Annotated in this window: 24 protein-coding genes, 1 tRNA gene and 1 pseudogene; 13 read left to right on the top strand and 13 right to left on the bottom strand. The window is 62.2% G+C overall.

Annotated elements, in window-relative coordinates; translation table 11 throughout:
- Positions 1–193: 193 nt before the first annotated feature.
- The 4 genes from ABJO61_RS05770 to ABJO61_RS05755 all read right to left on the bottom strand — a co-directional run bounded on the left by ABJO61_RS05770 (position 194) and on the right by ABJO61_RS05755 (position 3,548).
- Entirely contained in the window at positions 194–1,468 is a 1,275-nt protein-coding gene (locus ABJO61_RS05770) for an O-acetylhomoserine aminocarboxypropyltransferase (protein ID WP_348326290.1), read from the bottom strand.
- 150 nt (positions 1,469–1,618) lie between these two features.
- The gene (locus tag ABJO61_RS05765) at positions 1,619–2,050 is read right to left on the bottom strand and encodes a CoA-binding protein (protein WP_348326288.1); all 432 of its coding nucleotides are present in this window, start codon (positions 2,048–2,050) and stop codon (positions 1,619–1,621) included.
- Positions 2,050–2,883 carry an enoyl-CoA hydratase gene (locus ABJO61_RS05760; RefSeq protein WP_348326286.1) on the bottom strand — a complete coding sequence of 278 codons (834 nt, stop codon included), beginning with the start codon at positions 2,881–2,883 and terminating at the stop codon, positions 2,050–2,052. The genes ABJO61_RS05765 and ABJO61_RS05760 overlap by 1 nt, the downstream gene beginning before the upstream one ends.
- 116 nt (positions 2,884–2,999) lie before the next feature.
- The gene (locus ABJO61_RS05755) at positions 3,000–3,548 is read right to left on the bottom strand and encodes a GNAT family N-acetyltransferase (RefSeq protein WP_348326284.1); all 549 of its coding nucleotides are present in this window, start codon (positions 3,546–3,548) and stop codon (positions 3,000–3,002) included.
- 93 nt (positions 3,549–3,641) lie between these two features.
- On the opposite strand from ABJO61_RS05755, the gene ABJO61_RS05750 reads away from it, so the two are divergent.
- From ABJO61_RS05750 to argC, 4 genes are all read left to right on the top strand, one after another.
- On the top strand, positions 3,642–4,079 hold the full coding sequence (locus ABJO61_RS05750; RefSeq protein WP_348326282.1) for a PaaI family thioesterase: 438 nt from the start codon (positions 3,642–3,644) through the stop codon (positions 4,077–4,079).
- 171 nt (positions 4,080–4,250) lie between these two features.
- Positions 4,251–4,715 carry a 50S ribosomal protein L13 gene (gene rplM / locus ABJO61_RS05745; protein WP_348326280.1) on the top strand — a complete coding sequence of 155 codons (465 nt, stop codon included), beginning with the start codon at positions 4,251–4,253 and terminating at the stop codon, positions 4,713–4,715.
- 2 nt (positions 4,716–4,717) lie between these two features.
- Positions 4,718–5,221: a 30S ribosomal protein S9 gene (gene rpsI, locus ABJO61_RS05740; RefSeq protein ID WP_348326278.1), complete on the top strand. Its 504-nt coding sequence runs from the start codon at positions 4,718–4,720 to the stop codon at positions 5,219–5,221.
- 144 nt (positions 5,222–5,365) lie between these two features.
- Positions 5,366–6,319 (top strand): N-acetyl-gamma-glutamyl-phosphate reductase, encoded by a 954-nt coding sequence (gene argC, locus ABJO61_RS05735; RefSeq protein WP_348326276.1) that lies wholly within the window; start codon positions 5,366–5,368, stop codon positions 6,317–6,319.
- Positions 6,320–6,373: 54 nt separating this feature from the next.
- On the opposite strand, the gene ABJO61_RS05730 is transcribed toward argC, so the two are convergent.
- Positions 6,374–7,216, bottom strand: a complete 843-nt coding sequence (locus ABJO61_RS05730; protein WP_348326275.1) for an EamA family transporter — start codon at positions 7,214–7,216, stop codon at positions 6,374–6,376.
- Positions 7,217–7,516: 300 nt separating this feature from the next.
- On the opposite strand from ABJO61_RS05730, the pseudogene ABJO61_RS05725 reads away from it, so the two are divergent.
- Positions 7,517–7,603: pseudogene (locus tag ABJO61_RS05725) on the top strand (addiction module antidote protein, HigA family); the annotation flags it as partial.
- Positions 7,604–7,631: 28 nt separating this feature from the next.
- On the opposite strand, the gene ABJO61_RS05720 reads toward ABJO61_RS05725, so the two are convergent.
- Positions 7,632–8,171 carry a hypothetical protein gene (locus ABJO61_RS05720; RefSeq protein WP_348326273.1) on the bottom strand — a complete coding sequence of 180 codons (540 nt, stop codon included), beginning with the start codon at positions 8,169–8,171 and terminating at the stop codon, positions 7,632–7,634.
- A 9-nt stretch (positions 8,172–8,180) separates the two neighbouring features.
- The gene (gene phaC, locus ABJO61_RS05715; protein WP_348326271.1) at positions 8,181–10,205 is read right to left on the bottom strand and encodes a class I poly(R)-hydroxyalkanoic acid synthase; all 2,025 of its coding nucleotides are present in this window, start codon (positions 10,203–10,205) and stop codon (positions 8,181–8,183) included.
- A 183-nt stretch (positions 10,206–10,388) separates the two neighbouring features.
- Between phaC and ABJO61_RS05710 the strand changes: the two genes are divergently transcribed.
- From ABJO61_RS05710 to recJ, 6 genes are all read left to right on the top strand, one after another.
- Positions 10,389–11,030 carry a hypothetical protein gene (locus tag ABJO61_RS05710; protein ID WP_348326269.1) on the top strand — a complete coding sequence of 214 codons (642 nt, stop codon included), beginning with the start codon at positions 10,389–10,391 and terminating at the stop codon, positions 11,028–11,030.
- 252 nt (positions 11,031–11,282) lie between these two features.
- A complete protein-coding gene (locus ABJO61_RS05705) occupies positions 11,283–12,557 on the top strand; it encodes an LL-diaminopimelate aminotransferase (RefSeq protein WP_348326267.1) in 1,275 nt (424 codons plus the stop codon).
- On the top strand, positions 12,554–13,861 hold the full coding sequence (locus tag ABJO61_RS05700; RefSeq protein WP_348326265.1) for a homoserine dehydrogenase: 1,308 nt from the start codon (positions 12,554–12,556) through the stop codon (positions 13,859–13,861). The genes ABJO61_RS05705 and ABJO61_RS05700 overlap by 4 nt, the downstream gene beginning before the upstream one ends.
- A gap of 52 nt (positions 13,862–13,913) precedes the next feature.
- Positions 13,914–14,888 carry a class II fructose-bisphosphatase gene (gene glpX, locus ABJO61_RS05695; protein WP_348326263.1) on the top strand — a complete coding sequence of 325 codons (975 nt, stop codon included), beginning with the start codon at positions 13,914–13,916 and terminating at the stop codon, positions 14,886–14,888.
- A gap of 129 nt (positions 14,889–15,017) precedes the next feature.
- Positions 15,018–16,457 (top strand): dicarboxylate/amino acid:cation symporter, encoded by a 1,440-nt coding sequence (locus ABJO61_RS05690; RefSeq protein WP_348326261.1) that lies wholly within the window; start codon positions 15,018–15,020, stop codon positions 16,455–16,457.
- A gap of 92 nt (positions 16,458–16,549) precedes the next feature.
- Positions 16,550–18,364: a single-stranded-DNA-specific exonuclease RecJ gene (gene recJ / locus ABJO61_RS05685; protein ID WP_348326259.1), complete on the top strand. Its 1,815-nt coding sequence runs from the start codon at positions 16,550–16,552 to the stop codon at positions 18,362–18,364.
- A 3-nt stretch (positions 18,365–18,367) separates the two neighbouring features.
- Here the strand turns inward: recJ and ABJO61_RS05680 are convergent, their stop codons facing one another.
- From ABJO61_RS05680 to ABJO61_RS05670, 3 genes are read right to left on the bottom strand one after another with little or no spacing between them, the layout of a single operon-like run.
- A complete protein-coding gene (locus ABJO61_RS05680) occupies positions 18,368–19,210 on the bottom strand; it encodes a glycosyltransferase family A protein (protein ID WP_348326257.1) in 843 nt (280 codons plus the stop codon).
- Between the two features lie 2 nt (positions 19,211–19,212).
- Entirely contained in the window at positions 19,213–20,133 is a 921-nt protein-coding gene (locus tag ABJO61_RS05675) for a Gfo/Idh/MocA family oxidoreductase (RefSeq protein ID WP_348326255.1), read from the bottom strand.
- Positions 20,123–20,740, bottom strand: coding sequence for a dTDP-4-dehydrorhamnose 3,5-epimerase family protein (locus ABJO61_RS05670; protein WP_348326253.1), 618 nt, complete (start codon positions 20,738–20,740; stop codon positions 20,123–20,125). Before ABJO61_RS05670 ends, ABJO61_RS05675 begins: the two co-directional genes overlap by 11 nt.
- Before the next feature lie 174 nt (positions 20,741–20,914).
- Between ABJO61_RS05670 and ABJO61_RS05665 the strand changes: the two genes are divergently transcribed.
- A tRNA-Glu gene (locus ABJO61_RS05665) sits at positions 20,915–20,989 on the top strand.
- A gap of 8 nt (positions 20,990–20,997) precedes the next feature.
- Here the strand turns inward: ABJO61_RS05665 and ABJO61_RS05660 are convergent.
- From ABJO61_RS05660 to ABJO61_RS05650, 3 genes are all read right to left on the bottom strand, one after another.
- A complete protein-coding gene (locus tag ABJO61_RS05660; protein ID WP_348326251.1) occupies positions 20,998–21,807 on the bottom strand; it encodes a PAS domain-containing protein in 810 nt (269 codons plus the stop codon).
- A 224-nt stretch (positions 21,808–22,031) separates the two neighbouring features.
- On the bottom strand, positions 22,032–22,379 hold the full coding sequence (locus tag ABJO61_RS05655) for a hypothetical protein (protein ID WP_348326249.1): 348 nt from the start codon (positions 22,377–22,379) through the stop codon (positions 22,032–22,034).
- A gap of 44 nt (positions 22,380–22,423) precedes the next feature.
- Positions 22,424–22,843 (bottom strand): VOC family protein, encoded by a 420-nt coding sequence (locus tag ABJO61_RS05650; protein ID WP_348326247.1) that lies wholly within the window; start codon positions 22,841–22,843, stop codon positions 22,424–22,426.
- A gap of 76 nt (positions 22,844–22,919) precedes the next feature.
- Between ABJO61_RS05650 and ABJO61_RS05645 the strand changes: the two genes are divergently transcribed.
- Positions 22,920–23,660, top strand: a complete 741-nt coding sequence (locus ABJO61_RS05645; protein ID WP_348326245.1) for a Sir2 family NAD-dependent protein deacetylase — start codon at positions 22,920–22,922, stop codon at positions 23,658–23,660.
- Positions 23,661–23,664 lie beyond the last annotated feature (4 nt).

Here is a 23,664-nt window from a genome sequence, read left to right as displayed (position 1 = left end):
GGTGGGTGAGTTCTGTGTTTGTGGTTCCTGGATTGCTTCGCTTCGCTCGCAATGACGGGCTTTAGTGAAGAGGGACGGCGCGTTCCGCGCCTTCTGGATTGCCGGGTCACGGACCTACGGTCCGGCCCGGCAATGACAGTTAAAGAAAGACGTGGGTGGCCCGGTCAAGCCGGGCCATGACGTGTTGGGGCTGCTAAGCCTTCAGGGCCTGGTCGAGGTCGGCGATGATGTCGCCGGCGTCCTCGATGCCGACGGAGAGGCGGACGACATCGGGGCCCGCACCGGCGGACTTCTTCTGATCGTCCGTCAACTGACGATGCGTTGTCGAAGCCGGATGGATGATGAGGCTGCGCGTGTCGCCGACATTGGCGAGGTGGCTGAGCAGTTCCACCTTGCTCACGAGCTTCACGCCCGCGTCATAGCCGTCCTTGAGGCCGAAGGTGAAGACGGCGCCCGCGCCCTTGGGCGAATATTTCTTCATCAGCGCATTGGACGGATCATCTTCGAGACCGGCATAGGACACCCATGAGACCTTCGGGTGGCCCTTCAGGAACTTCGCGATCTCAAGCGCATTGTCGCAATGCTTCTGCATGCGCAACGGCAGCGTTTCGATGCCGGTGACGATCATGAAAGCATTGAAGGGCGAGATGGCGGGGCCAAGGTCACGCAAGCCGAGAACGCGGCAGGCGATGGCAAAGGCGATGGGGCCGAAGGTCTCGTGGATCTTCAGGCCGTTATAGGAGGGGCAGGGCTCGGAAAGCGTCGGGTACTTGCCATCCTTCGACCAGTCGAACTTGCCGCCATCGACGATGATGCCGCCCATCGAATTGCCGTGGCCGCCAAGGAATTTCGTTGCCGAATGGACGACGATATCCGCGCCGTGGCTGAGCGGCTGGCAGAGCCAGGGCGAGGCAAGGGTGTTGTCGACGATGAGGGGAATGCCTGCCTCATGCGCGATTTTCGCGATGCCCGCAATGTCGGTGACGAGGCCGCCGGGGTTTGCGAGGCTCTCGATGAAGACGGCTTTGGTCTTCGGGCCGATAGCCGCCTTGACCGCGGCGAGGTCCGTCACGTCGGCCCAGTCGACTTCCCAGCCGAACTTCTTGAAGGCGTGGCCGAACTGGTTGATCGAGCCGCCATAGAGCTGCCTGGCGGCGACGAAATGGTCGCCCGGTTCCAGCATGGTGTGGAAGACGATCATCTGGGCGGCGTGGCCCGAGGCGACGGCGAGCGCGGCCGTGCCGCCTTCAAGCGCGGCGACACGCTCTTCAAGCACGGCGGTCGTCGGGTTGGTGATGCGGGTGTAGATGTTGCCGAAAGCCTGAAGGCCGAAAAGCGAGGCCGCATGATCGACATCATCGAAGACGAAAGAGGTCGTCTGATAGATGGGCGTCGTGCGCGCGCCGGTCGTCGGGTCGGGCTGCGCGCCTGCATGAATGGCGAGAGTTTCGAATTTACGGTCGGTCATGTTTGCCTCTTTGGTTTTCTTTCTTGTCTTGCGTTCCGTCTGCCCCCTCACCCGATCCTCGCTGTCGCTCGGATCACCCTCTCCCCGGAGGGGAGAGGGAAGGGGCCCGCCGAAGAGGCGTAGCCGGTGAGGTGGGAAGGGTGAGGGGGGCTACATCCCCAGTCTCGGCATTTCGATTTTCGGGCAGCGGTTCATGACGACGCGCAGGCCGGCGGCGCGGGCGCGCTCAGCGGCTTCCTCGTTCACGACACCGAGCTGCATCCAGACATATTTCGCACCGGCCTCCACGGCTTCGTCCGCGACGGGGCCCGCCGCTTCGGAATTGCGGAAAACATCGACCATATCTATTTTTTCTGGGCCGATCTTCTCCGCAACGTCGCGAAGTGACGCATAGACGGTTTCGCCGTTCAGTTCCTTGCCTGTGAGGCCGGGGTTCACGGGGATGACGCGGTAGCCCTTGCCTTGCAGGAAACGCATGACCTCGTGGCTGTCGCGCGCGGGGTTTGCGCTGGCGCCGACAAGGGCGATGAGTTTCGTGTTCTTCAGGATGTGTTCGACGTCGCCGGGTTCGACTTCACTCATTACCTGTCTTCCCATTTCGGTTCGCGCTTTTCGATGAAGGCGCCGATGCCTTCTTCCGCGTCGCGGGCGAGCATGTTCTTCACCATGACTTCGCTTGCGTAGTCATAAGCCTCGGCGAGCGGCTTTTCGAGCTGTTCGTAGAATGCCTGTTTGCCGATGGAGACGGTAAGGGCGGATTTCGACGCAATAATGTCTGCGAAACGCGAGACGGCGGCATCGAGTTCCGACGCGGGGACGGCGGCGTTCACGAGGCCCATTTCTGCGGCGCGGGCAGCCGGGATCATCTCGCCGGTCAGCAGCATTTCCATCGCGTGCTTGCGCGTGACGTTGCGCGAGAGGGCGACCATGGGCGTCGAGCAGAAGAGGCCGATATTGACGCCGGGCGTCGCGAACTTCGCTTCCTCCGCCGCGACGGCGAGATCGCAGCTTGCGACGAGCTGACAGCCCGCGGCGGTCGCGATGCCATGCACACGGGCGATGACGGGTTTGGGACAGTTCACGATCGCCTGCATGAGCGTGCTGCAAAGTTTCATCGTGTTCTGAAAGAAGGCGCGGCCGCGATCATCATGCTGGCGAGCGGCGGTGAGTTCCTTCAGGTCGTGGCCGGCGCAGAAGCCGGGACCGGCGCCTGCGAGCACGACGGCGCGGATGGAGGCGTCCTGACCGATGGCCTCGATCTCGCGGGTGAGGGCGATCATCAGCTCTTCGGAGAGGCTGTTGCGCTGCTTCGGGCGGTTGAGCGTGAGGGTCGCGACGCCGTTCGCATCCTTGCGCATGAGGACGGGCTCGGCAGGGGCCGCTTTTCCGGCGGGCTCTTTCGCTGTCTGGCTCATGACGCTCTCCCTTTGTTTCTTTTGAGGGAGCATAGCGGGCGGGAGGGGAGGAGTCAGGTTGCCGTTTCTTTTCCTGCCACCCGCCCCCAAGGGCGGGTGGGAGGAAACGCTGAATGTTATCGCTCGAGCCGGTAAAGCACGTGGCGCTTCAAGGGGTGGCCGTCCGGCACGTTCGGATGGTCGAAATCGTCCGCGCGGGCGCGGGTCATGCCGAGGCGGGCCATGACGGCTTGCGAGCGCGTGTTGGTGGCGGCGGTGAGGGCGACGATTTCCTCAAGGCCGAGAGGGCCGAAACCATGCGCCAGCGCGGCGCGGGCGGCCTCGGTCGCATAGCCCTTGCCCCAATGTTCATGGGCGAGGCGCCAGCCGATCTCGACGGCCTGCGCGGGCGGGGCGGGCACGAAGGGCGCGGCGAAATCCACCACGCGGATGCCGGTGAAGCCTATGAAAGGGGCGATGCCGGGAAGCTCAAGCGCCCAGAAGCCGAAGCCGCGCTGTTCGATTTCCGATTGGAGGCGGCGGGCGACGGCATCGCTTTTCTCGCGCGGGAGAGGGCCCATCAGCGTTTCCATGACGCGCGGGTCTGCCGACATGGCGGCGAAGGGGGCGAGATCGGCCTCGCGCCAAGGGCGAAGGATGAGGCGGTCTGTCGCGAGCGTGGTCATGGTGGTCCTCCGGGGCGGGTTTTAGCGCGGGCGGCGTTTTTTGTCGCGGCGCAGCTTTGGGGTAAAAGCGGCGGGCAGTAGAGGGAGGGGCGTATGGCCGATCTGAAGCCGGTGATGAGCGTTGCGGAGCTGGAAGCCTTCATGGAGCGCGAGTTCCCGCAGATGCGGATGGGGGCCGATACGACGCGGATCGACGCGGTGGGGCCCGGTTTCGCGCGGCTGAGGCTTGGCTTTTCGGAGCGGAACCTGCGCCCAGGGGGCACGATTTCCGGGCCTGCCATGATGGCGCTGGCGGATTATGCGATGTATGCGGCGGTGCTGGCGCATGTCGGGCCGGTGGCGCTGGCCGTGACCACCAGCCTCCATATCGACTTCATGCGGCGGCCGGAACAGGCGGATATTCTGGCGGAAGCGCGGCTGATGAAGCTCGGCCGGGTGCTGGCGGTGGGGGCAATCGAGCTTTCACAAGAGGGCTTGAGCGGGCCCGTCGCCCATGCAAGCTGCACCTATTCGATACCGCCAAGGGGCTGAATGAGGTATCGAGATACCCCATTCGTAAAAGCCTGCGAATAAAGCGTTTTTCGCGCGGGGTGCCGGTTCAATGTTGTTGACAGGGAGGGCCTGAGCCCCTAGAAGCAGCGCCGAACCGGGCGGCTTTTCAGCCGTCCCCTCCAGATTTGCAGACGCCCAGGATTTTTCGCAATGAAGACCTATTCCGCGAAAGCCTCCGAAATCGAAAAGAAGTGGATCGTGATCGACGCCGAAGGCGTCGTCGTGGGCCGCCTTGCGTCGCATGTCGCGAATATCCTTCGCGGCAAGCACAAGGTCACCTACACGCCCCACATGGATTGCGGAGACCATGTCATCGTCGTGAACGCGGGCAAGGTCGCGCTCACCGGCAAGAAGTATGACGACAAGCGCTACTACCGCCACACAGGCCACCCCGGCGGCATCAAGGAAACGAGCCCGAAGCGCATTCTCGAAGGCCGTTTCCCGGAGCGCGTTCTCGAACTCGCCGTGAAGCGCATGATCCCGCGGGGGCCCCTTGGCCGCCAGCAGCTGACGCATCTCCACATCTACGGGGGTGCCGAGCATCCGCATGAGGCGCAGCAGCCCGAGAAGCTCGACTTCGCTGCCCGGAACCGCAAGAACGTCAGGATCGCATAATCATGTCCGAAACAACCACGCTCGAAGGCCTGAAGGACGCGATGGAAGGCACCGAGGCCGCTGCCCCGGTCTCGACCCCGGATGCGAACGCCGTGCCCGCCGTTCAGAAGCTCGACAAGTTCGGCCGCGCCTATGCGACCGGCAAGCGCAAGAACGCGGTCGCCCGCGTCTGGATCAAGCCGGGCTCCGGCCGGGTCAAGATCAACGGCCGCGAGCTCGAAGTTTACTTCGCGCGCCCCGTTCTGCGCATGATCCTCAACCAGCCGCTCGTCGTTGCGGCGCGCGAGAAGCAGTACGACATCACCGCGACGGTGGTGGGCGGCGGTCTCTCGGGCCAGGCGGGTGCGATCCGTCACGGGTTGTCGCGCGCGCTGACCTATTTCGAGCCGGAACTGCGCGGCGTGCTCAAGAAGGAAGGCTTCCTCACGCGCGACAGCCGTGTGGTCGAACGCAAGAAGTACGGCAAGGCGAAGGCCCGCCGCAGCTTCCAGTTCTCGAAGCGCTGATCCCTTTCACGGGTTCTCGAAGAAGGCGCTTCGTTTCGCACGAAGCGCCTTTTTTGTTTTTGGACTTCCCCCACCCGGGAAATACGCGGTGCGCATTTCCCGACCTCCCCGCAAGAGGGAGGTGGGACAGAAAGAGCAGAGAATATGACCACGAAGGTTTTCATCGACGGCGAAGCAGGCACGACGGGATTGCAGATAAGGGCGCGGCTGAACGGGCGCGACGATCTCGATTTCATTTCGCTGGGCGAGGACAAGCGCAAGGATGCGGACGCGCGGAAGGAAGCCCTGAACGAGGCCGACATCGTGATCCTGTGCCTGCCGGACGATGCGGCGAAGGAAGCCGTGTCGCTTATCGGAAATGCGCGCACGCGCGTGATCGATGCGTCGACGGCGCATCGCGTCGCCGATGGCTGGGTCTATGGTTTCCCGGAAATGAGCGCGGAACAGCGGCAGGTGATCTCGGGCGCGGCGCGGGTCACCAATCCGGGCTGTTATCCGACGGGCGCGATTGCGCTGGTGAAGCCGCTGGTCGATGCGGGTCTCGTGCCGGAAGGCTGGCCGCTGACGGTGAACGCGGTGTCGGGCTATTCGGGCGGCGGCAAGCAGATGATCGCCGAGTTCGAGGATGCCGATGCGCCGGGGCACACGAAAGAGGCCTACCGCGCCTATGCGCTCTCGCTCGCGCACAAGCATGTGCCGGAAATGCAGAAGAATATGGGGCTCCAGAACCCGCCGCTCTTCACGCCGAATGTCGGGCGCTATGCGCAGGGCATGATCGTGGAAGTGCCGCTGCAGCTCTGGGCGCTGCCGGGCGATGTGCCGCTGACGGCGCTGCACGAGACGCTGGCTGAAGCCTATGACGGACAACGCTTCGTGTCGCTCGCGCCTTACGATGAGATCGCGGCGACGGCGAAGCTCGATCCCGAACAACTCAACGGCACGAACGAGCTCAAGCTTTTCGTTTTCGGCAATCCGAAGACGAAACAGGCGCGGCTGATGGCGCTGCTCGACAATCTCGGCAAGGGCGCATCGGGGCAGGCGGTGCAGTGCCTCAACATCATGATCGGCGCGGATGAGGCGCTGGGCGTGAATCTTTAGGTTTGGTCGCGTTTCCGGACGGCGAACCGGCATCCACTTCGCCTGGAAACGCTCCTAGACCTTCAGCAGGATGACGCCGCAAGCGACGACGCCCGCGGCGGCGACCGCGCGCCAGCCGAGACCTTCCTTCATGATGAGGCCGGAGATGAGGGCGGCGAAGACGACGCTCGTCTCGCGCAGCGCCGCGACAGGGCCGAGCGGTGCCAATGTCATGGCCCAGATCACCAACCAGTAGGCGGCGACCGACATGACGCCGCCCGCGAAGCCGTAAGCCATTGCGCGCTGGGGCTTCAGGAAGGCGCGGCCGCGCCGCCAGAGCACAATCAGGAAGAAGATCAGCCCGTCGCCCGCGAAGAGCCAGAGCACGTAGATGTGCGGCGTTTCGGCGATGCGCCCGCCAAGGCCGTCATTCAGCGTGTAGGCGGCGATGAAGAGCGAGGTGCCGAAGGCATAGGCCAGCGCGCGCGGATCGTTCGGGAGCCCCGCGCCATTGGTGCGGCGGAAGGCGAGGCTGACAATGCCGAGCGCGATGAGCGCGACGCCCGCGAAGGCTTCCGTTGGGAGGATTTCGCCGAGCCAGAGCGCGCCGACGACGGTGACGATGGCGGGGGCGAGTCCGCGCGACAGCGGATAGACCTGGCCGAAATCGCCATGCTCATAGCCCTTCACGAGGAAGAGCTTGTAGCCGACATGGAGCGCGAAGGAGAGGCAGAGGATTTTCGCGACGTCCCAGCCCGGAAAGGGAATGAAGGGCAGAAAGGGGAGCGCGACGAGGCCCGTCGCCGCCGCGATCCAGCCCATCATCATGAGACGGTCGGCGCCGGTTTTCACGAGTGCGTTCCAGCTTGCGTGCAGCAGGGCGGAGGCAAGAACGGCGAGGGTGACGGTGAGGGTCAAGGCGGGCTCCGGGGGCGCCATGATGGCGGCGACCCGGAAGCTAGCCTTTTATGCGCGGAAAGCCGAGAGGGCGTTTAGGCGAAGGGGTTTGCGCCTTGTCACCCTCCCCCTGTGGGAGGGTCAAACGGCTGCAAGCCGTTTGGGGAGGGGGCTCCGCCACCGGCGAATGGTGGGTGCCCGATTATGCACGGAGTTTCCTCGCTTACCCCTCCCCGAAAACTTCTCGCTACGCTTGAATTTTTCGACCCTCCCACAGGGGGAGGGTGGAAGAGTATGCTCGGCGATGAGGAGCTTTGAGTCATGTCAAAATCATCGACCACCACAAATAGACTTCTGCCCAATTCATATCCGGGCGAAATACTGCTTGAGGAATTCCTGAAACTGATGGAGAGGGGGTGATGAAAGACGGACTAAACTAATTTTCAAGAAGCTGCAGTCCGTCTGGCTTCTCCAAAAGACCGGGAAGCTTTATTGGATTGTCCCCTCGGCGGTTCGCCTCTAGGTGTTCCCAGATATTAATTCCACTCTGAAAGAGCAAGTGGCAAGTTTTGCTATATTTCTGGATGGTCTCTAGGTCAAAAAAATAAGTATTCAATTTTTGTCGAGATCGTTTTGTTAGATAAACCCCACCTTCATTTGGAAAGAGCATCCCGTGAACGACTATGTTTCTAGTTTCTAAGCACACTTTGTATACGGAAATATGGTTCGCAATCACATTCACCGTTCCCAGCGCTACGTTTCCCGATGCCAGATAGCTTTCTAGCAACGATATTCGCGTGTGGTTGGGCATGTTCTTGACAACGGAATACGTATGCCCACCCATAAAGTGATTGAGTATCTGACTCAAAGCACTTTCAGCTGCGTTCCAATTCAAGAGAAACGCCCCTAGAGCTTCCGCAAAGCCGTTAGGTAGTCGCTCAAACAGATAGGTCGTTGTTGGAGGTGGTTCGTACACGTAATTGCCTCAATCCTCGCTTTTCACCAACACATATGAACCCGGCGCGTCTTCGAGCACCTTGAGTTTGCCGCTACCGGGTTTGCGGGCGGGGACCATGTCGCCGGACTTCGCCGAGAGCCATGCGTTCCAGTCGGGCCACCAGGAGCCCTTGTGGTCGGTCGCGCCCTTGAACCAGTCGTCGGGCGTGTCCGGCAGGCCGTCATTCGTCCAGTGATTATACTTGCCGCTGGAGGGCGGGTTGATGACGCCAGCGATATGGCCCGAGCCCGCGCAGATGAAGCGGACGGGACCGCCGAAGAGCTTCGTTGCTTTGTATACGGAATTATAGGGCGAGATGTGGTCCTCGCGGCTCGACTGGAGATAGACGGGCACCTTCACGTCGCCGAGATGGAGCTCCTCGCCGCCCAGCACCATGCGGCCTTCGGCGAGTTTGTTTTCGAGATAGCATTCGCGCAGATAGAAAACATGCATGGCGGAGGGGAGCCGCGTTGCATCCGAATTCCAGTAGAGGATGTCGAAGGGCATCGGCTCGCGGCCGAGCAGGTAGTTGTTGACGACGTAATTCCAGATGAGGTCGTTGGAGCGCAGCATATTGAAGGTAGAGGCCATGGTGGACCCCTTCAGGTAGCCGCCCTTTTCGTGCATCTGCTGTTCGATTTCGGAAATCTGTTCCTCGTCGATGAAGACCTTGAGTTCACCGGCCTCGGTGAAATCGACCTGTGTGACGAGGAAGGTCGCCGACTTGATGCGGGTATCGCCACGCGCGGCCATGTGGGCGAGCGAGCAGGCGAGCAGCGTGCCGCCGATGCAATAGCCGACGGCGTTGACTTCCTTTTCGCCGGTCGCCTTTTCGACCGCGTCGAGCGCCGCATAGACGCCCTCATGCATGTAGTCCTCGAAGGTTTTCAGCGCGAGGCGCGCATCCGGGTTCACCCAGCTTGCAACGAAGACCGTGTAACCCTGATCGAGGCACCACTTGATCAGCGACTTCTCGGGGCCGAGATCGAGGATGTAATATTTGTTGATCCAGGGCGGAAAGATGACGAGGGGGCGCTTGTGGACCTGCTCCGTCGTCGGCTCGTACTGAATGAGCTGCATCAGGTCGTTCTGATAGACAACCTTGCCGGGCGTGGTCGCGATGTTTTCGCCGAGCGTGAAGGCGGACATATCCGTCTGCTGAATCTGGATATGGCCGTGGCCGCGCTCGATATCTTCGAGCAGATGTTCCATGCCGGAGACAAGGTTCTCGCCATTCGAGGCGAGGGTGGTGCGCAGGATTTCAGGATTGGTGAAAAGAAAGTTCGAGGGCGAGACGGCATTCGCCATCTGACGGACATAGAAGTCCGCCTTTTCGCGCGTGTGCTGGTCGATGCCGTCGGCGTGGCGCACGCGTTCCGTCAGCCATTTGCTGGTGAGCAGATAAGACTGCTTCATCAGGTCGAAGACGATATTCTCCTGCCAGTCGGGGTCGCGGAAACGCTTGTCGCTCCGGCCGGGGCTGGCGACGGGTTTGACGTCCTCGCCGAGGAGGCGGCGCGTGATATTGGAGGCGAGGCCGAGATAGCCTTCGAAGAGGGCGGTCTGCGCCTCGACGATTTTTGCAGGGTTGCGCATATAGCTCGCGGCGACATCCATCAGCGTCTTGCCGACGCGCTGGAGGTCGTGGACGGCGTGGCTCGCGTCGGATGTCGAATCGTCGGCCTGCATCAACTGGCGCGCGGCCTTCTGGCCGAGGTTTGCGGCATGCATGAGATTGAGCGCGAGGCGGCCAATATCCGGCATGACAAAGTCTTGACCATCGGCGGCCGCGGCGGGCTTTGCGGCTTCCGGTTTTTCAGGTGCAGATGTTTCCGGTGCGGGCGTTTCCGGCGCCGGGGCGGCGGCCTTGCCCTTCTTCCGGGATTTCACGGGTTTCGATGAAGCGGTTGAAGCCTTGGCGGCAGCGGATTTTTTCCCGCGGGGTTTTGGCTTTGCGGGTGTTTCCTTCGCGGGCACGGCTTCCTTTTCGCCGGTCGTGTCCTTGAGGTCCATAGACGCGCTTCCTTGAGGGCTTGTGTCATGAGTTTCGGGCTTTTTCCGCCGCCCTGCGGAAATGCCCGGTTACAGATGGTTTCACCTGAGAAGCGTATACTATACGCTTGCATGTGTCCGCCCGATGACGCGGATATGGGTCAGGAAACAGGCGCGAACAAGCGCAATAGCAGGAGTGCGACGATGCCGGAGATGGCGACAGGCCGTAATGTGAACAGGGTTGCCGCAGCGGCCCGCGGATGCGGATTTGCGGCGGTGCTGATCATGGCCGGGATCGCGGGCGGCTGCTCCATGCTGTCGGACGACGCGAAGCCGGATGCTGCCTATGGCGGCACACCTGACGCGCCACCCGCGGATGCGGCTTTCCCGGACCTGCGCGATGTGCCCGAGCAACAGCCCGCCGCAACGCCGCTCGGCGAACGCAAGGACATCGCCAAGGGCCTGGCCGCGGACCGGCAGAACGCGCTCCACAGCGACCAGGTGCTGCGCGGCGGCACGGAGGCGCCCGCGCCTGCGCCCGTTGTGGCCCAGCCGACGCCCGTGCCTGCGCTTGAGGATGTGCCCGAGGGGCCGACAGACAAGCAGTCGCTCTATGAAGCCGCACCGACCATTCCGCTGCCGGGCGGGCGGGGCGGCCATAGCGACTATTCCAAGGTGCTGCCGGAGAGAGAAGTGCAGACGGCCGCCAAGGAGCCGGATGAAGAGCCGGAGGTTGTGAGCGAGGACGGGGCCGCGGCCGCCGAGCCCGCGGCGGATACCGGACCGGAAGTGACGGCTGCGCCGACGAAGCGCGTGACGGTGAAGCCCGCGATCGGCCAGCCCTGACAAGCCGGGCCGTGAGGCCCTGAAAAGGGCGATTTTCGCCTGGCCTGCCTTCTCTCCAGAGCCCTCTTGCCGGTCCCGAAACCGCTGAAGGGCTCCAAGCCGTTGTTTTGGCGCGTTTTCGAACGGCGAACCGCCTGCTTTTGTTCAAAGGAGGCTTCGCGTGGAAGCGCTCTGGCGTTATAAGACGCCGTGAACCGCCGCGGGCTCGAATCGGGCGCCGGGGACGGTGTGCCGCGTCTCCAGGATTTGGTCATGAGCGAAGAGTTTCACCGCATAAAGCGCCTGCCGCCTTACGTTTTCGAGAGCGTCAACAAGCTCAAGGCGAAGGCGCGCGCCGAGGGCAAGGACATCATCGATTTCGGCATGGGCAATCCCGACATGCCGACGCCGCCGCATATCGTGGAGAAGCTTGTCGAGGCCGTTCGCGACCCGAAGACGCATCGCTACTCCGCCTCGCGCGGCATTCCGGGGCTTCGCCGCGCACAGGCCGGCTATTATGAGCGGCGCTTCGGCGTGAAGCTCAATCCCGAGACGGAAGTGATCGCGACGCTCGGCTCCAAGGAAGGGCTGGCGAACCTTGCCCAGGCGATTACCGCGCCGGGCGACGTGATCCTCTGCCCGAACCCGAGCTATCCGATCCACGCCTTCGGCTTCATCATTTCCGGCGCCGTGATCCGCTCCGTGCCCTTCGAGAGCGAGATGGGCTTTTTCGACATGCTGGAGCGCGGCATCCGCCACAGCGTGCCGAAGCCGACGGCCATCGTGGTGAGCTATCCCTCGAACCCGACAGCGCAGGTGGCCGATCTCGATTTCTACCGCGAGCTGATCGCCTTCGCGGCGAAGAACGACCTTTATGTGATTTCGGACCTCGCCTATTCGGAAATCTATTTCGACGGCAACCCGCCGCCCTCGATCCTGCAGGTGCCGGGCGCGAAGGAGCGGACCGTCGAGTTCACCTCGCTGTCCAAGACCTATTCGATGCCGGGCTGGCGCATGGGTTTTGCGGTGGGCAATGAACGGCTGATCAATGCGCTGGGGCGCGTGAAGTCCTATCTCGATTATGGCGCCTTCACGCCGATCCAGGTGGCGGCGACGGCGGCGCTGAACGGGCCGCAGGAATGCGTCGCGGAAATTCGCGCGACGTACAAGCATCGCCGCGATGTGCTGGTGGACAGCATGGCCCGCGCGGGGTGGGACATTCCAAGCCCGCCGGCCAGCATGTTCGCGTGGTCGCCGATCCCGGAAAAGTTCCGGCATCTGGGCTCAATGGGGTTTGCGACGCTGCTGCTCGAACAGGCGGATGTGGCGGTGGCGCCGGGCATCGGCTTTGGCGAATATGGCGACGGGCATGTGCGCATCGGTCTCGTGGAGAACGAGCAGCGCATCCGGCAGGCGGCGCGCAATGTGAAGCGCATGATGCAGAACGCCGACCAGATCGTCGCCGAATATGAAGACCGGCTCGGCATTGCGTCGAGCGTGGTTCCCCATCCGAATGCAAAGCAGACAAGCGGGGCCGGGCGGACGTGAGTAATTCCCTACGGATCGGTATAGCCGGCCTCGGCACGGTTGGGGCGGGCGTCGTCAAGATTTTGGCCGAACGCAGCGCGTATCTCGCGGCGGCCTGCGGGCGGCCGCTCGAACTCGTCGCGGTGTCGGCGCGCGACAAGACGAAAGATCGCGGCATCGACCTTTCCGGTGTGCGCTGGGAGGACGATCCGATGGCGCTGGCGAGCGCCGGTGACATCGACCTCGTCGTGGAGCTGATCGGCGGTTCGGAAGGGATCGCGCGTGAGCTCGTCGAGGCGTCGCTGAAGGCGGGCAAGCATGTCGCGACCGCGAACAAGGCGCTGGTCGCGCATCATGGCACGGCGCTGGCGCAGGCGGCGGAAGGCAAGGGCGTCGCACTCAACTACGAGGCGGCGGTGGCGGGCGGTATCCCCATCGTGAAGACGATGCGCGAGGCGCTGGCGGGCAACGAGATCCGCAGCATTCACGGCATCCTCAACGGCACCTGCAACTACATCCTGACCGAGATGGAGACGACCGGGCGCGACTTCGCCGATGTGCTGAAGGATGCGCAGGATCTCGGCTATGCGGAAGCCGATCCGACATTCGACGTGGGCGGCATCGACGCGGCGCACAAGCTCGCGATCCTGGCGAGCCTTGCCTTCGGCACGGAAGTCGATTTCGACAATGTGCATATCGAGGGCATCGAGAAGATCAGCGCCACGGATATCGCCTTTGCAAAGGATTTCGGCTTCAAGGTGAAGCTGCTCGCCATCGCGGAAAAGAGCGATGCGGGCATCGTGCAGCGCGTACATCCGGCGCTCGTGCCCGAGGGAACGCCGCTGGCGGCTGTTTCGGGCGTTTACAACGCGGTGGCCGTCGATGGCGACCGGGTGGGGCATCTCGTGCTCGAAGGGCGCGGCGCGGGCGAGGGGCCGACGGCATCGGCCGTTCTCTCCGACATCGCGGATATTGCGCGCGGGCTCATCGTGCCGCCGTTCATCGTGCCGGCGACGAAGCTCAAGGCACCGGCCAGGCCGCTTATGGAAGCGCACAAGAGCTCCTTCTATCTGCGGCTGCGCGCCGTGGACCGCGCGGGCAGCATGGCCGCGATCACGCGGGCGCTGGCGGAGGCCTCGATTTCAATCGAGCGCATCGTGCAGCGCGGCGGCAAGGGCGACGACAGCGGCAGGCTGCCGGTTGTCTTCGTCACGCATGAGACGGACGAAAGCACGATGGCGCGCGCGCGGACATTGCTTGCGCAGCACGAAGACGTGGCGGGCACACCGCTGATGATCAGAATTGAGGATGGCGAGCTCCGCTGAGCCGCTTGCACATATGACGCCCGGCGGAACGGGCAGAGGAACGGGGACTGAGATGGTTGAGAAAAAAGCTGGCCTGAACCGTATGCTTGCGCTGGAGATGGGGCGCGTGACGGAACGTGCGGCTGTCTGCTCGGCCCTGTGGGTGGGACGCGGCGACGAGAAGTCCGCCGACCAGGCTGCGGTCGATGCCATGCGCAAGGAACTCAACGTGCTCGATATCGATGGCACGGTGGTGATCGGCGAGGGCGAGCGCGACGAGGCGCCGATGCTCTATATCGGCGAGAAGGTTGGCACGGGCAAAGGCCCGAAGGTCGATATCGCGCTCGATCCGCTGGAAGGCACGACGCTGACGGCAAAGGCGATGCCGAATGCCATGGCCGTGCTCGCGGCGGCGGAGGGCGGCACGCTGCTCAACGCGCCCGACACCTATATGGACAAGATCGCGATCGGCGGCGGCTTTCCCGAGGGCCTGATCGACCTCGACGCGACCCCGGCCGAAAACATCAAGGCGCTCGCCAAGGCGAAGAAGGCCGATGTTTCCGAGATCACGGTGTGCATTCTCGACCGGCCGCGCCATGCCGAACTTATCCGCGCGGTGCGCGAGGTAGGTGCGCGCGTGACGCTCATCACCGACGGCGATATTGCCGGTGTGATTGCGACCACGGACCCGGAGACGGGTGTCGACCTCTATATGGGTGTTGGCGGTGCGCCGGAAGGCGTGCTCGCGGCGGCGGCGCTTCGCTGCATCGGCGGGCAGATGCAGGGCCGTCTGGTGACGTCGAGTGAGGAGCAGAAGGCGCGCGCGGCGAAGATGGGCGTGAAGGACTTCAACAAAAAATACGACCATACGGAAATGGCTTCCGGCGACGTGATCTTCGCGGCGACGGGCGTGACCGATGGCTGGCTGCTGGACGGCATTCATCACCGCAATGGCGGCGTGACGACCCACACCATCGTCATGCGCTCGGCGACAGGCACCGTGCGGCGGCTGAAGTCTTTCCACGCCTATCTCGACAAGTTCCAGTAAGGCCGCCGTCTGCCGGGCCGACCCCCGCCTCGCGCGGGGGTGAGCTTGTTTCATGAACGATTCCCCCGGGACATGAGCGACCTAGCATTCGTTTCGGGCGCAACGACACCATGACGGGAGCCTGGCGCGATGAAGGGTGAAACCTTTTCCTCGGTGGAACGCATCTTTCCGAAGAACCTGAAGTTCCTCGCAAAGCAGTCCAACCGGCTGATAAAAGGACGCCTCTGGCTTCAGGTGCTCATCGGTATGGCGTTGGGCATCGTAACGGGCCTGCTGCTCAATCCCGATATGGGCTTCGTATCCCGATCAACGGCGAATGTGCTGGGGGAATGGCTGGCATTGCCGGGCAACCTGTTTCTCGCCTTCATCCAGATGATCGTCGTGCCGCTGATCCTCGCCTCCATCGTCCGGGGCATTGCGGCGGCTACCGATGTCCGCCAGCTCAAGAGCACGGGCGTCGGGCTCGCTTTCTATTTTGTTGGCTCGACCATTGCGGCGGCTGTCCTCGGCGTTGTGATCGGTCTCGTGCTCAAGCCGGGCGAATATGTGGACAGGGCCGCAGCCCCGCAGGTGGAACTGACGGGGCAGGTTGCCGAACTTGCCGAAAAGGGCGAGGCGGAAGCCGCGAAGACATTCAGTCTGGTCAGCATTCCGAACGAAATCACGGAGATACTGCCAACCAATCCGCTGGGTTCCATCGTTCGCGGGGATATGTTGCAGATCGTCATCTTTGCGATTGTGCTGGGTGTTGGGTTGCTCAGCGTTCCGCCGGAATCATCGAAACCTCTTTTCGAATTGCTCGGGTCGGTGCAGGAAATTTCCATGTCCATCGTGGCGACGGTCATGACCTTTGCGCCGGTGGCCGTGTTCGGGATGCTGGCTCAGGTCATGATCAAGACGGGCCCCGGCATTCTGGCGGGGCTGGGCGCCTATGCGGCGGTTGTTGTTTTCGGCATGGCCATATTGCTCGCCTTCTATCTCGCGATCGCGGCTGTGCTGGGAGGACGCAACCCGCTTTTCATGCTGCGTTCGATCCGCGAGCCTTTCCTGCTCGGCTTTTCCACCAACAGCTCAGCGGCAACCATGCCCGTCACGGTGAAAACGGCCGAAGATGTGCTGAAGGTCCGGCCATCCCTTGCGCAATTCATCGTTCCACTGGGAGCGACGATGAATATGGGCGGTACGGCGCTCTATCAGGCACTGGCCACGATTTTCATGGCGCAGTTCTATCAGATCGACCTGCCGATCGGTGTTCTTCTGGCGCTTGTTGCGACCACGGTCGGCGCCTCCATCGGCACACCCGCCGTGCCCGGTGTCGGCATTGTCGTCCTGGCGTCGGTTCTTTCCAGCGTGGGTGTGCCCTTGACGGGGCTGGCATTGATTGTCGGGCTGGACCGTATCCTTGAGCGGTTCAGGACAAGTCTCAATGTAACGGGTGACCTTGTGGCTTGCGTGGTGATGGATCGATTTGTGCCTGCGGCGGTCTCGCGGGAAAGCGAGGCCCGCAGCGCGGAGCAACGAGAGCATATACAGGAAACCCGCAATGAGGACGTGGTCATCAGCCCCTGAATGGCGGCTCGAGATTGTTCGTTCGACCTTTCCCGATCCGAGGGGCTATCCTCTTTCCATGTCCATTTTGTACAAAAAACCGGCCCGTACCGATGAGCGCTGAGGCCGCCTCCAGAGGTTTTCTTGGCGTCGAGCGCTCGGCCACGGGGCGCTCCTGGGCGAGCCGCCTTGGCGATGAACGTCTTGCGCTTGCGATTGCGCAACGCGAGGGGTTGCCCGAAATCATTGCGCGGGTGCTTGCGGGGCGCGGTGTCGCGCCGGAAGATTGCGCGGCCTATCTCGCACCCTCGCTGCGCTCGCTGATGCCGGACCCTTACGAAGTCACGGATATGGAGAAGGCGGCCAAGCGCGTGGCGCAGGCCATCATGGCGGGTGAGAAGGTTGCGGTCTTCGGCGACTATGACGTAGACGGAGCAACATCGAGTGCGCTGCTCTACCGCTTCTTCAAGGCGGCGGGGAGCGAGCTGCGGATCTATATTCCAGACCGCATTCGCGAAGGCTATGGCCCCAATGCGCCCGCGCTGACGCGACTGAAAGACGAGGGGACCGATCTCGTCATCACCGTCGATTGCGGGACAATGGCGCACAAGGCGCTGGGGCTGGCCGCGGATTACGGGCTTCCCTCCATCGTCGTCGATCATCACCAGGCAGAGCCATCGTTGCCGCCCGCCTTTGCGCTGGTCAATCCGAACCGGATGGACGATGCCAGCGGACTCGGACAGCTTGCCGCCGTGGGGGTGACTTTCCTTTTTGTGGTGGCGCTCAACCGTGCGCTGCGCGAAGCGGGCTGGTATGCCGACCGGGAGGCACCGGACCTCATGCAATGGCTCGACCTTGTGGCACTGGGCACGGTTTGCGACGTGGTGCCGCTGACAGGTCTCAACCGTGCGTTCGTCGCACAGGGGTTGCGCGTGATGCAGCGAAGGCAGAACAAGGGGCTTGCGGCGCTTGCGGATGTCGCGCGAATGAACGGGACGCCATCGCCCTATCATTGCGGTTTTCTGCTCGGGCCCCGCGTGAATGCGGGCGGGCGCGTCGGCCGGGCCGACCTCGGCGCAAGACTGCTGACGACCGAAAACGAACTTGAGGCGAACGCCATCGCCGAAGAGCTCAATGTGATGAATGTCGAGCGTCAGGCCATAGAGGCGCAGGTGCTGGAAGAAGCGATCCATCAGGTCGATGAGAGGCTTTCGTCCCGGCGTGCGAACACGATGCCGCCGCTCATTATTGCAGCGGGCAAGGGCTGGCACCCCGGTGTCATCGGCATTGTGGCGAGCCGCCTCAAGGATCGCTACGAACGGCCGAGCCTCGTCATCGCGATCGACGAGAAGGGGGAGGGGAAAGGTTCGGGCCGCTCGCTCTCCGGCGTCGATCTCGGGCGCGCGGTCACGGCGGCGCTGGAAGCGGGACTTCTTGTTAATGGCGGCGGACACGCGATGGCTGCGGGGCTGACGCTGCGCGAGAACAAACTTGAAGAACTGGAAGCCTTTCTCGGCAAGCGGCTTCAGGACGATGTGACGGTTGCCTCCGAGGCGCGGGCACTGAAACTCGATGGCGCGATTGCCGCGCGGGGGGCAACGCGAGAGCTATACGAACTGCTGCAACAGGCGGGGCCCTATGGCGCGGGAAATGCAGAACCGCGATTCGCGGTGCCATCGGTGCGTGTCGTGAGGGCCGATATCGTAGGCAAAGCGCATGTGCGGGTGATCCTCTCGGGTGAGGACGGAGGCCGGCTGAAGGGCATTGCCTTCCGGGCTGCGGAATCGCCGCTGGGCGCGCTTCTGATGGACAAGGGAGCCGGACTTCTGCATATAGCGGGGCGGCTCAGCGCCGACGAATGGCAGGGGCGACGGGATGTTCAATTCACCATCGAGGATGCCGTTCCGACGCGGGATGCGACGCCGTAACTTTCAGCGAAGGGCCCTTGCGACTTGATGCAGCGCTTCCTTGAGAGTGGGCTTCCGGGCACGCAACTGGTTTGCCTTGGTCGCGACGGCGGCAAGCGTGACGAGGTCTTGTGTTTTCGGCATCGTCTTGCGCAGTCCGGCAACGAGATATGGGTCGCTGAAAATTTCGTACCACATTCGCTGTTCGGTGAGCCGCTTTCCCGCGGACATTTCCCGGCGCCGCATTGCTGGAAGATTCAACCCCGTCGTCATTGATGAGGCACCGAATTTGATGCCGGGCGCGGCAAGCCATTTGCGCCACATGTGGAGGTCGGTCCAGATATCGGCAGGCGCGGGGCTCCAACCTTCCGGCAGTTTTTCATAGGCATCCATGCGATGTCCGGCAAAGGACAGCCCGAAGATATTGGTTTTCGTCTTGCGCATGAGTTGCCGTATATCCCGGTCGCGAATATCGCCCGCATAGCCCCTTACATGAAGAGCATCGACGATGGATGTGTGGCGCGTATGGGCGAAGTCAGCCTTGGTGAGGAGGCGGCTCATGACCTCCAGGTGGTCGGGGAACCAGAAGTCGTCATCGCTAAGATAGCATACGGCCTCACCCGTTGCTTTCTGAAGAGCGTCGTGACGCCAGCGTTCGCCATGCCGCTCGCCTTTCTCGTAAGCCAGCAGTTTTACGCGCGAGTCTTCTTCGGCGAATTTCTCGACAATCAGGGCGGTTGAAGCCGGGGCGCCATCGGCAACGACCAGAAGCTCGAAATCGCGGTGCGTCTGACGCAACACACTCCTGATGGCGCAACGGATAAGCCGTCCGTTATTGAAGGTGGGGATCATGACGGTGATGCGCATGATCAGCCGAATGCAAGATCAATGGCGCGCTGGATCGCAGCCACGATGAGGGTTTCTTCATTCAGGCCGGTAAAAGGGGCGGGGCCGCCCTCGACATGGCTCAGGAAGGCGGCAACTTCCTCGCGCAGCGGCATGTCGGCGGGAACGGAACGCTGTTCGAATTCATCGGTCTGCAGCGTGTTGCGCCTGCGGATGACAATTCGGTCGTAGCTGCTGTCGTCCAGTTCGCAGGCGGCATCGCGACAGGCGAGGATAACGGAGCGATGCTTGTTCGGCTTGCCGGCGGAGACTTCGCTTACAACCGGGATTCCGGTTGAGGTTCGCGCGTGAACGATCATGCCATCGTCACCCACAACGGTGGGGTCCGGGTGAGCGTTTTCGACAGAGGGCACTTCGCCGAAGATATGCAAGGCAATCGACATGTCATGCGGCAGGAGCGTCCAGATCGCATTCATATCCTTGTGGTGATTTTCCCAGCCCATGCGAAATGTTCGCAGACCAATGACGGGGCCGAACTCTTCGGTGGCGGCGATGCGCGCGAGTTCCAGGATGCCCGGGTGGTAGCGCCATTTGTGCATGGTGAAGACGAGCCCGGCGGCCGCCGGCGGAAGCTGGCGAATGCGGGCAATGTCGTTCGACAGGGGCTTTTCGACAAAGATCGGTTTGCCGCGAGAAAGAAGCGCTTCGACGGCATCGAGATGAACGGTGGTAGGCGATGCGACGACGTAGCCATCGCAGTCTTCGGACAGTTCTTTTGCCGATGCGACGATGCGAGAGGCGCCGCCGGAACGAGCGCGCTCCACCGATGCGGCAGAGTTTGCTACAGCTTCCACATCTACGCCGAGGGCCCGCAGGTCGCGCAGGATATGGCGCCCCCAATCCCCGACACCGACGAGACCGATCTTCGACCGGCTAGCGCACATTCTGTTCAACCTTTTTTGGAGCGGTTGCCGCGTACTGCGATTTTTGCCGGAGATATTCCTCGACCATTTCGCGGCAGGTACCTGCCTGGGTGTCTTTGGGAGAAAGGAGCGGTGCCTCGATTTCCCAGGGAAGCGTTAGTTGTTCGTCATCCCAGCGGCATCCCAGCTCGTCGTCATGCGCCCAGTATTCGTCGACGGCATAGATGTGAACCGATGGCTCGGGGAAATAGAAAGCATGGCCGACGCCCGGAGGAATGGTGACGGCGGCCGGTTCGCTGCCTTTGAGATCGAGAACGACGGCGAGAGTATGGGTGGACGAATCAGGCCGGAAGTCCTGGAGACCGAGAAGCATTCGCCCCGAAATCGTCACGAGATAGTCGGCATGGCGGACGTGCAGATGGAAACCGCGCAGCACGTTCGAACCGCTGTGGACACCGTTCCACTGGACGGGGGAGATGTTCGTATCCCAGTTTGCACGGAATAACTCGGAGAGAGTGCCGCGCTCATCGGAATGGGGCGCCAGCGGTGTTATAATCACGCCATTCGGCAACTGACCGGCAATGGCCGGACCGTTGATGCCGGACGGTCCGGTGCTGTCTCTATCCATGGAATCAATTTACTTGGCTCGCCCCCACGGGGTTAAGCATTTTCTGCGGGAGAGAAGAAAAACCCGCGGATTTCTTGCGGAACGGGACTGAAATTGGGGTTGCCAGAGGGCGCGCCGCCGCTTATAAGGCGCGCTCGTGGCGGGTGTTCCCGCCCGGCCTTTTTCAAGGTACGTGCGCCCTTCGTCTATCGGTTAGGACGCCAGATTTTCATTCTGGAAAGAGGGGTTCGACTCCCCTAGGGCGTACCACTTCCCCCTCAGTCATCCCCGGCGTTGAGGTCCGTGACGTTCACGGCGGTTAGCCGCGCGTGATGCGGTCCCATATAGTGAAACCAGCCAATGGCGCTGACGATGCGGCCCTTTTCGTCATGGACAGGGGTGGCAGAGGCCTGAACCCTGATGGCGTGACCGGTGATTTCATTGCGTAGCACGATGGCCTCGTCGATAACCGTCTGGCCCTTCAGGGCCCGGGGAAAGATGCGGTAGGGGCCTTCAAGAAGGGTGATGCCGTCCTCGCGATAGAAACCGGCGGCGGTGGGCCACTCGTTCATGCCGACGCCCTGCATCAGATCTCCGACATGTTTTCGGGTGAAGCGGTTCATATAGCGAATGCTTCCGTTCACATTCACGATCACGACGCTGCCCTCGATGCCATCCATAGCTTCGAGAAGAATGTTCCGATGCTGCCTGAACCGCTTTGCCTGATATTCCAGGCTGAGTTCGCGCGTGACGGGGCGAAGACCCAGCACCCATGAAACCTTGCCGGGAACAAGCGTAAGGGTGAAGGCTTCACCCGCGACCGACACGTCCTTACCGCGAAGGGGTGTGCCCTGGTGCAAGGCATCAGCTACCAAATCGCAGAGGTAAACATAATCCGGGCCGCAGAACTCAACCAGGTTGAGCGGATGCGCGGGAATGCCATAAGGGCGAAAAAGCCTCTCGGCTGCGCTGTTGACGTGGAGAATGGCGAGAGAGAAATCGAGAATGAGAACCGGGTTTTGACTGCTCTCCAGAAGGTCGCTGAAGAGAGCGAAATCGCCGCTTGCCGATTCAACCGGCGCTGTCATTTTATGTATTCCCACAGCACTTCCTTCGTATATCGGATTATCTTGACGGGGTTATTCTTGTTGCCCGAAGATTTTTTGCCGGTGCGAGGATGGAATACATCGACCGGGTTAATATCTCGCTTCTTCAAAAAAGAAATAACAATTTTACCAATGTAAACAGTTTTATGACTGCTCACACAGGAGAGTGCTTATACAGGCAGGTGCTCGGGCGGCGCGTGAAGCGATCAGTAGCGGAGAGGTCCGTTGGGGGAGCCGGGAACGACATAAGTCTTGCCGTCGCCGTCATAGCACTCGGCGTAGCCGAAGCGAACGGCGCTGTCAGAATCGCCCGTGAGCTTCTGGCGGCATTCGGCCGGATCGAGGCCGGGATCGCGCTGGTCGTAATAGCCCCACTCAGGAGAAAGCCTGTTGTAGTAGGCATCCCTGTTGCGCTGCTGGACATAGGGTTCCCAGCGGGAGTCGAGCTCATTGCCGACGCCGGGGCGAAAACCGTTGAGGCCGGGATGCATGGCGTCGATCTCGTCCGCCGCCGCGAGGGAGGCGGAGAGAAGGCCGAGGGCCAGAACGGCCATGTGAGCCAGCATTCTCAACATGGCCTTCAGGATAGCATGACGCTTTACCAGTGTCCCGTGTTCGGCATGGAGACCCAGGGCTCGCTGGCGGGCAGGGGTGTGCCGGCTTGCAGCAATTCTATGGAAACATTGTCGGGCGAGCGGACGAAAGCCATGCGGCCGTCGCGGGGCGGGCGGTTGATGGTGACGCCTGCTTTCATCAACTTGTCGCAGGTCTCGTAGATGTTATCGACCTGATAGGCGAGGTGGCCGAAATTGCGGCCTTCGCCAAGTTCTTCGGGATCCCAGTTCCAGGTGAGCTCGATTTGGGCTTCCTTCTGGCCGGGAGCGGCGAGGAAGACGAGGCTGAAGCGGCCTTCCTCGATATCGAAGCGACCGATGTTCTCAAGGCCGAGCTTGTTGCAATAGAAGTCCAGCGACTTGTCGAGGTCGCTGACGCGCACCATGGTGTGCAGATATTTCATTTGTTGTCCTTGATGTGTGCGGCAATTGCCGCATGATTCCCCATGATGAGGGCGAGGTCAAAGGAACGGGAGGGCCATGTCGAGCGAATTGAAGCGGGCCATTGAAGAGGCCTATCGCGTGGTGATTTTCACCGGCGCGGGGATCAGCACGGAATCCGGGATTCCCGACTTTCGCAGTCCGGGCGGCTTGTGGACCAAGATGGCGCCTATCGACTTTCAGGATTATCTCGCCTCTGCGGAAACGCGCGCGGAAGCCTGGCGGCGGAAGTTCGAGATCGACAAGACCATCGTGAAGGCAGAACCGAACAAGGGACATATGGCGATTGCCAAGCTCGTGGACGAGGGCAAGGTCAGCCACGTCATCACGCAGAATATCGACAATCTGCATCAGAACTCGGGCGTGCCGGGCGAGAAGATCATCGAGCTGCACGGCAACGGAACCTACGCGAAGTGCCTCGACTGCGCCACGCGCTACGAACTCGATTGGGTGCGCACGCAATACGAGGTCTCGTCGGCGGCGCCGGATTGCACGTCCTGCGGCGGTATCGTGAAGTCGGCGACGGTTTCGTTCGGGCAGGCCATGCCGGAAGAGGAAATGAACCGCGCGCATGAGGCGACGCTTGGCTGCGATCTCTTCATCGCTATCGGCTCATCGTTGCAGGTCTATCCGGCGGCGGGTTTTCCCATTCTCGCAAAGCGGAACGGGGCGCGGCTCGTCATTCTCAATCGCGAGCCGACGGAACTCGACCAGATCGCCGACCTTGTGATCCATGACGAGATCGGCCGCACGCTCGCGCCCATCGCGATGTTGAACTAACGGT

Source organism: Parvibaculum sp. (genome assembly GCF_039973015.1).
Taxonomy (GTDB): Bacteria; Pseudomonadota; Alphaproteobacteria; order Parvibaculales; family Parvibaculaceae; genus Parvibaculum.
Note: the sequence above shows the minus strand (reverse complement) of the source record. Positions and strands in the feature narration are given on the sequence as shown.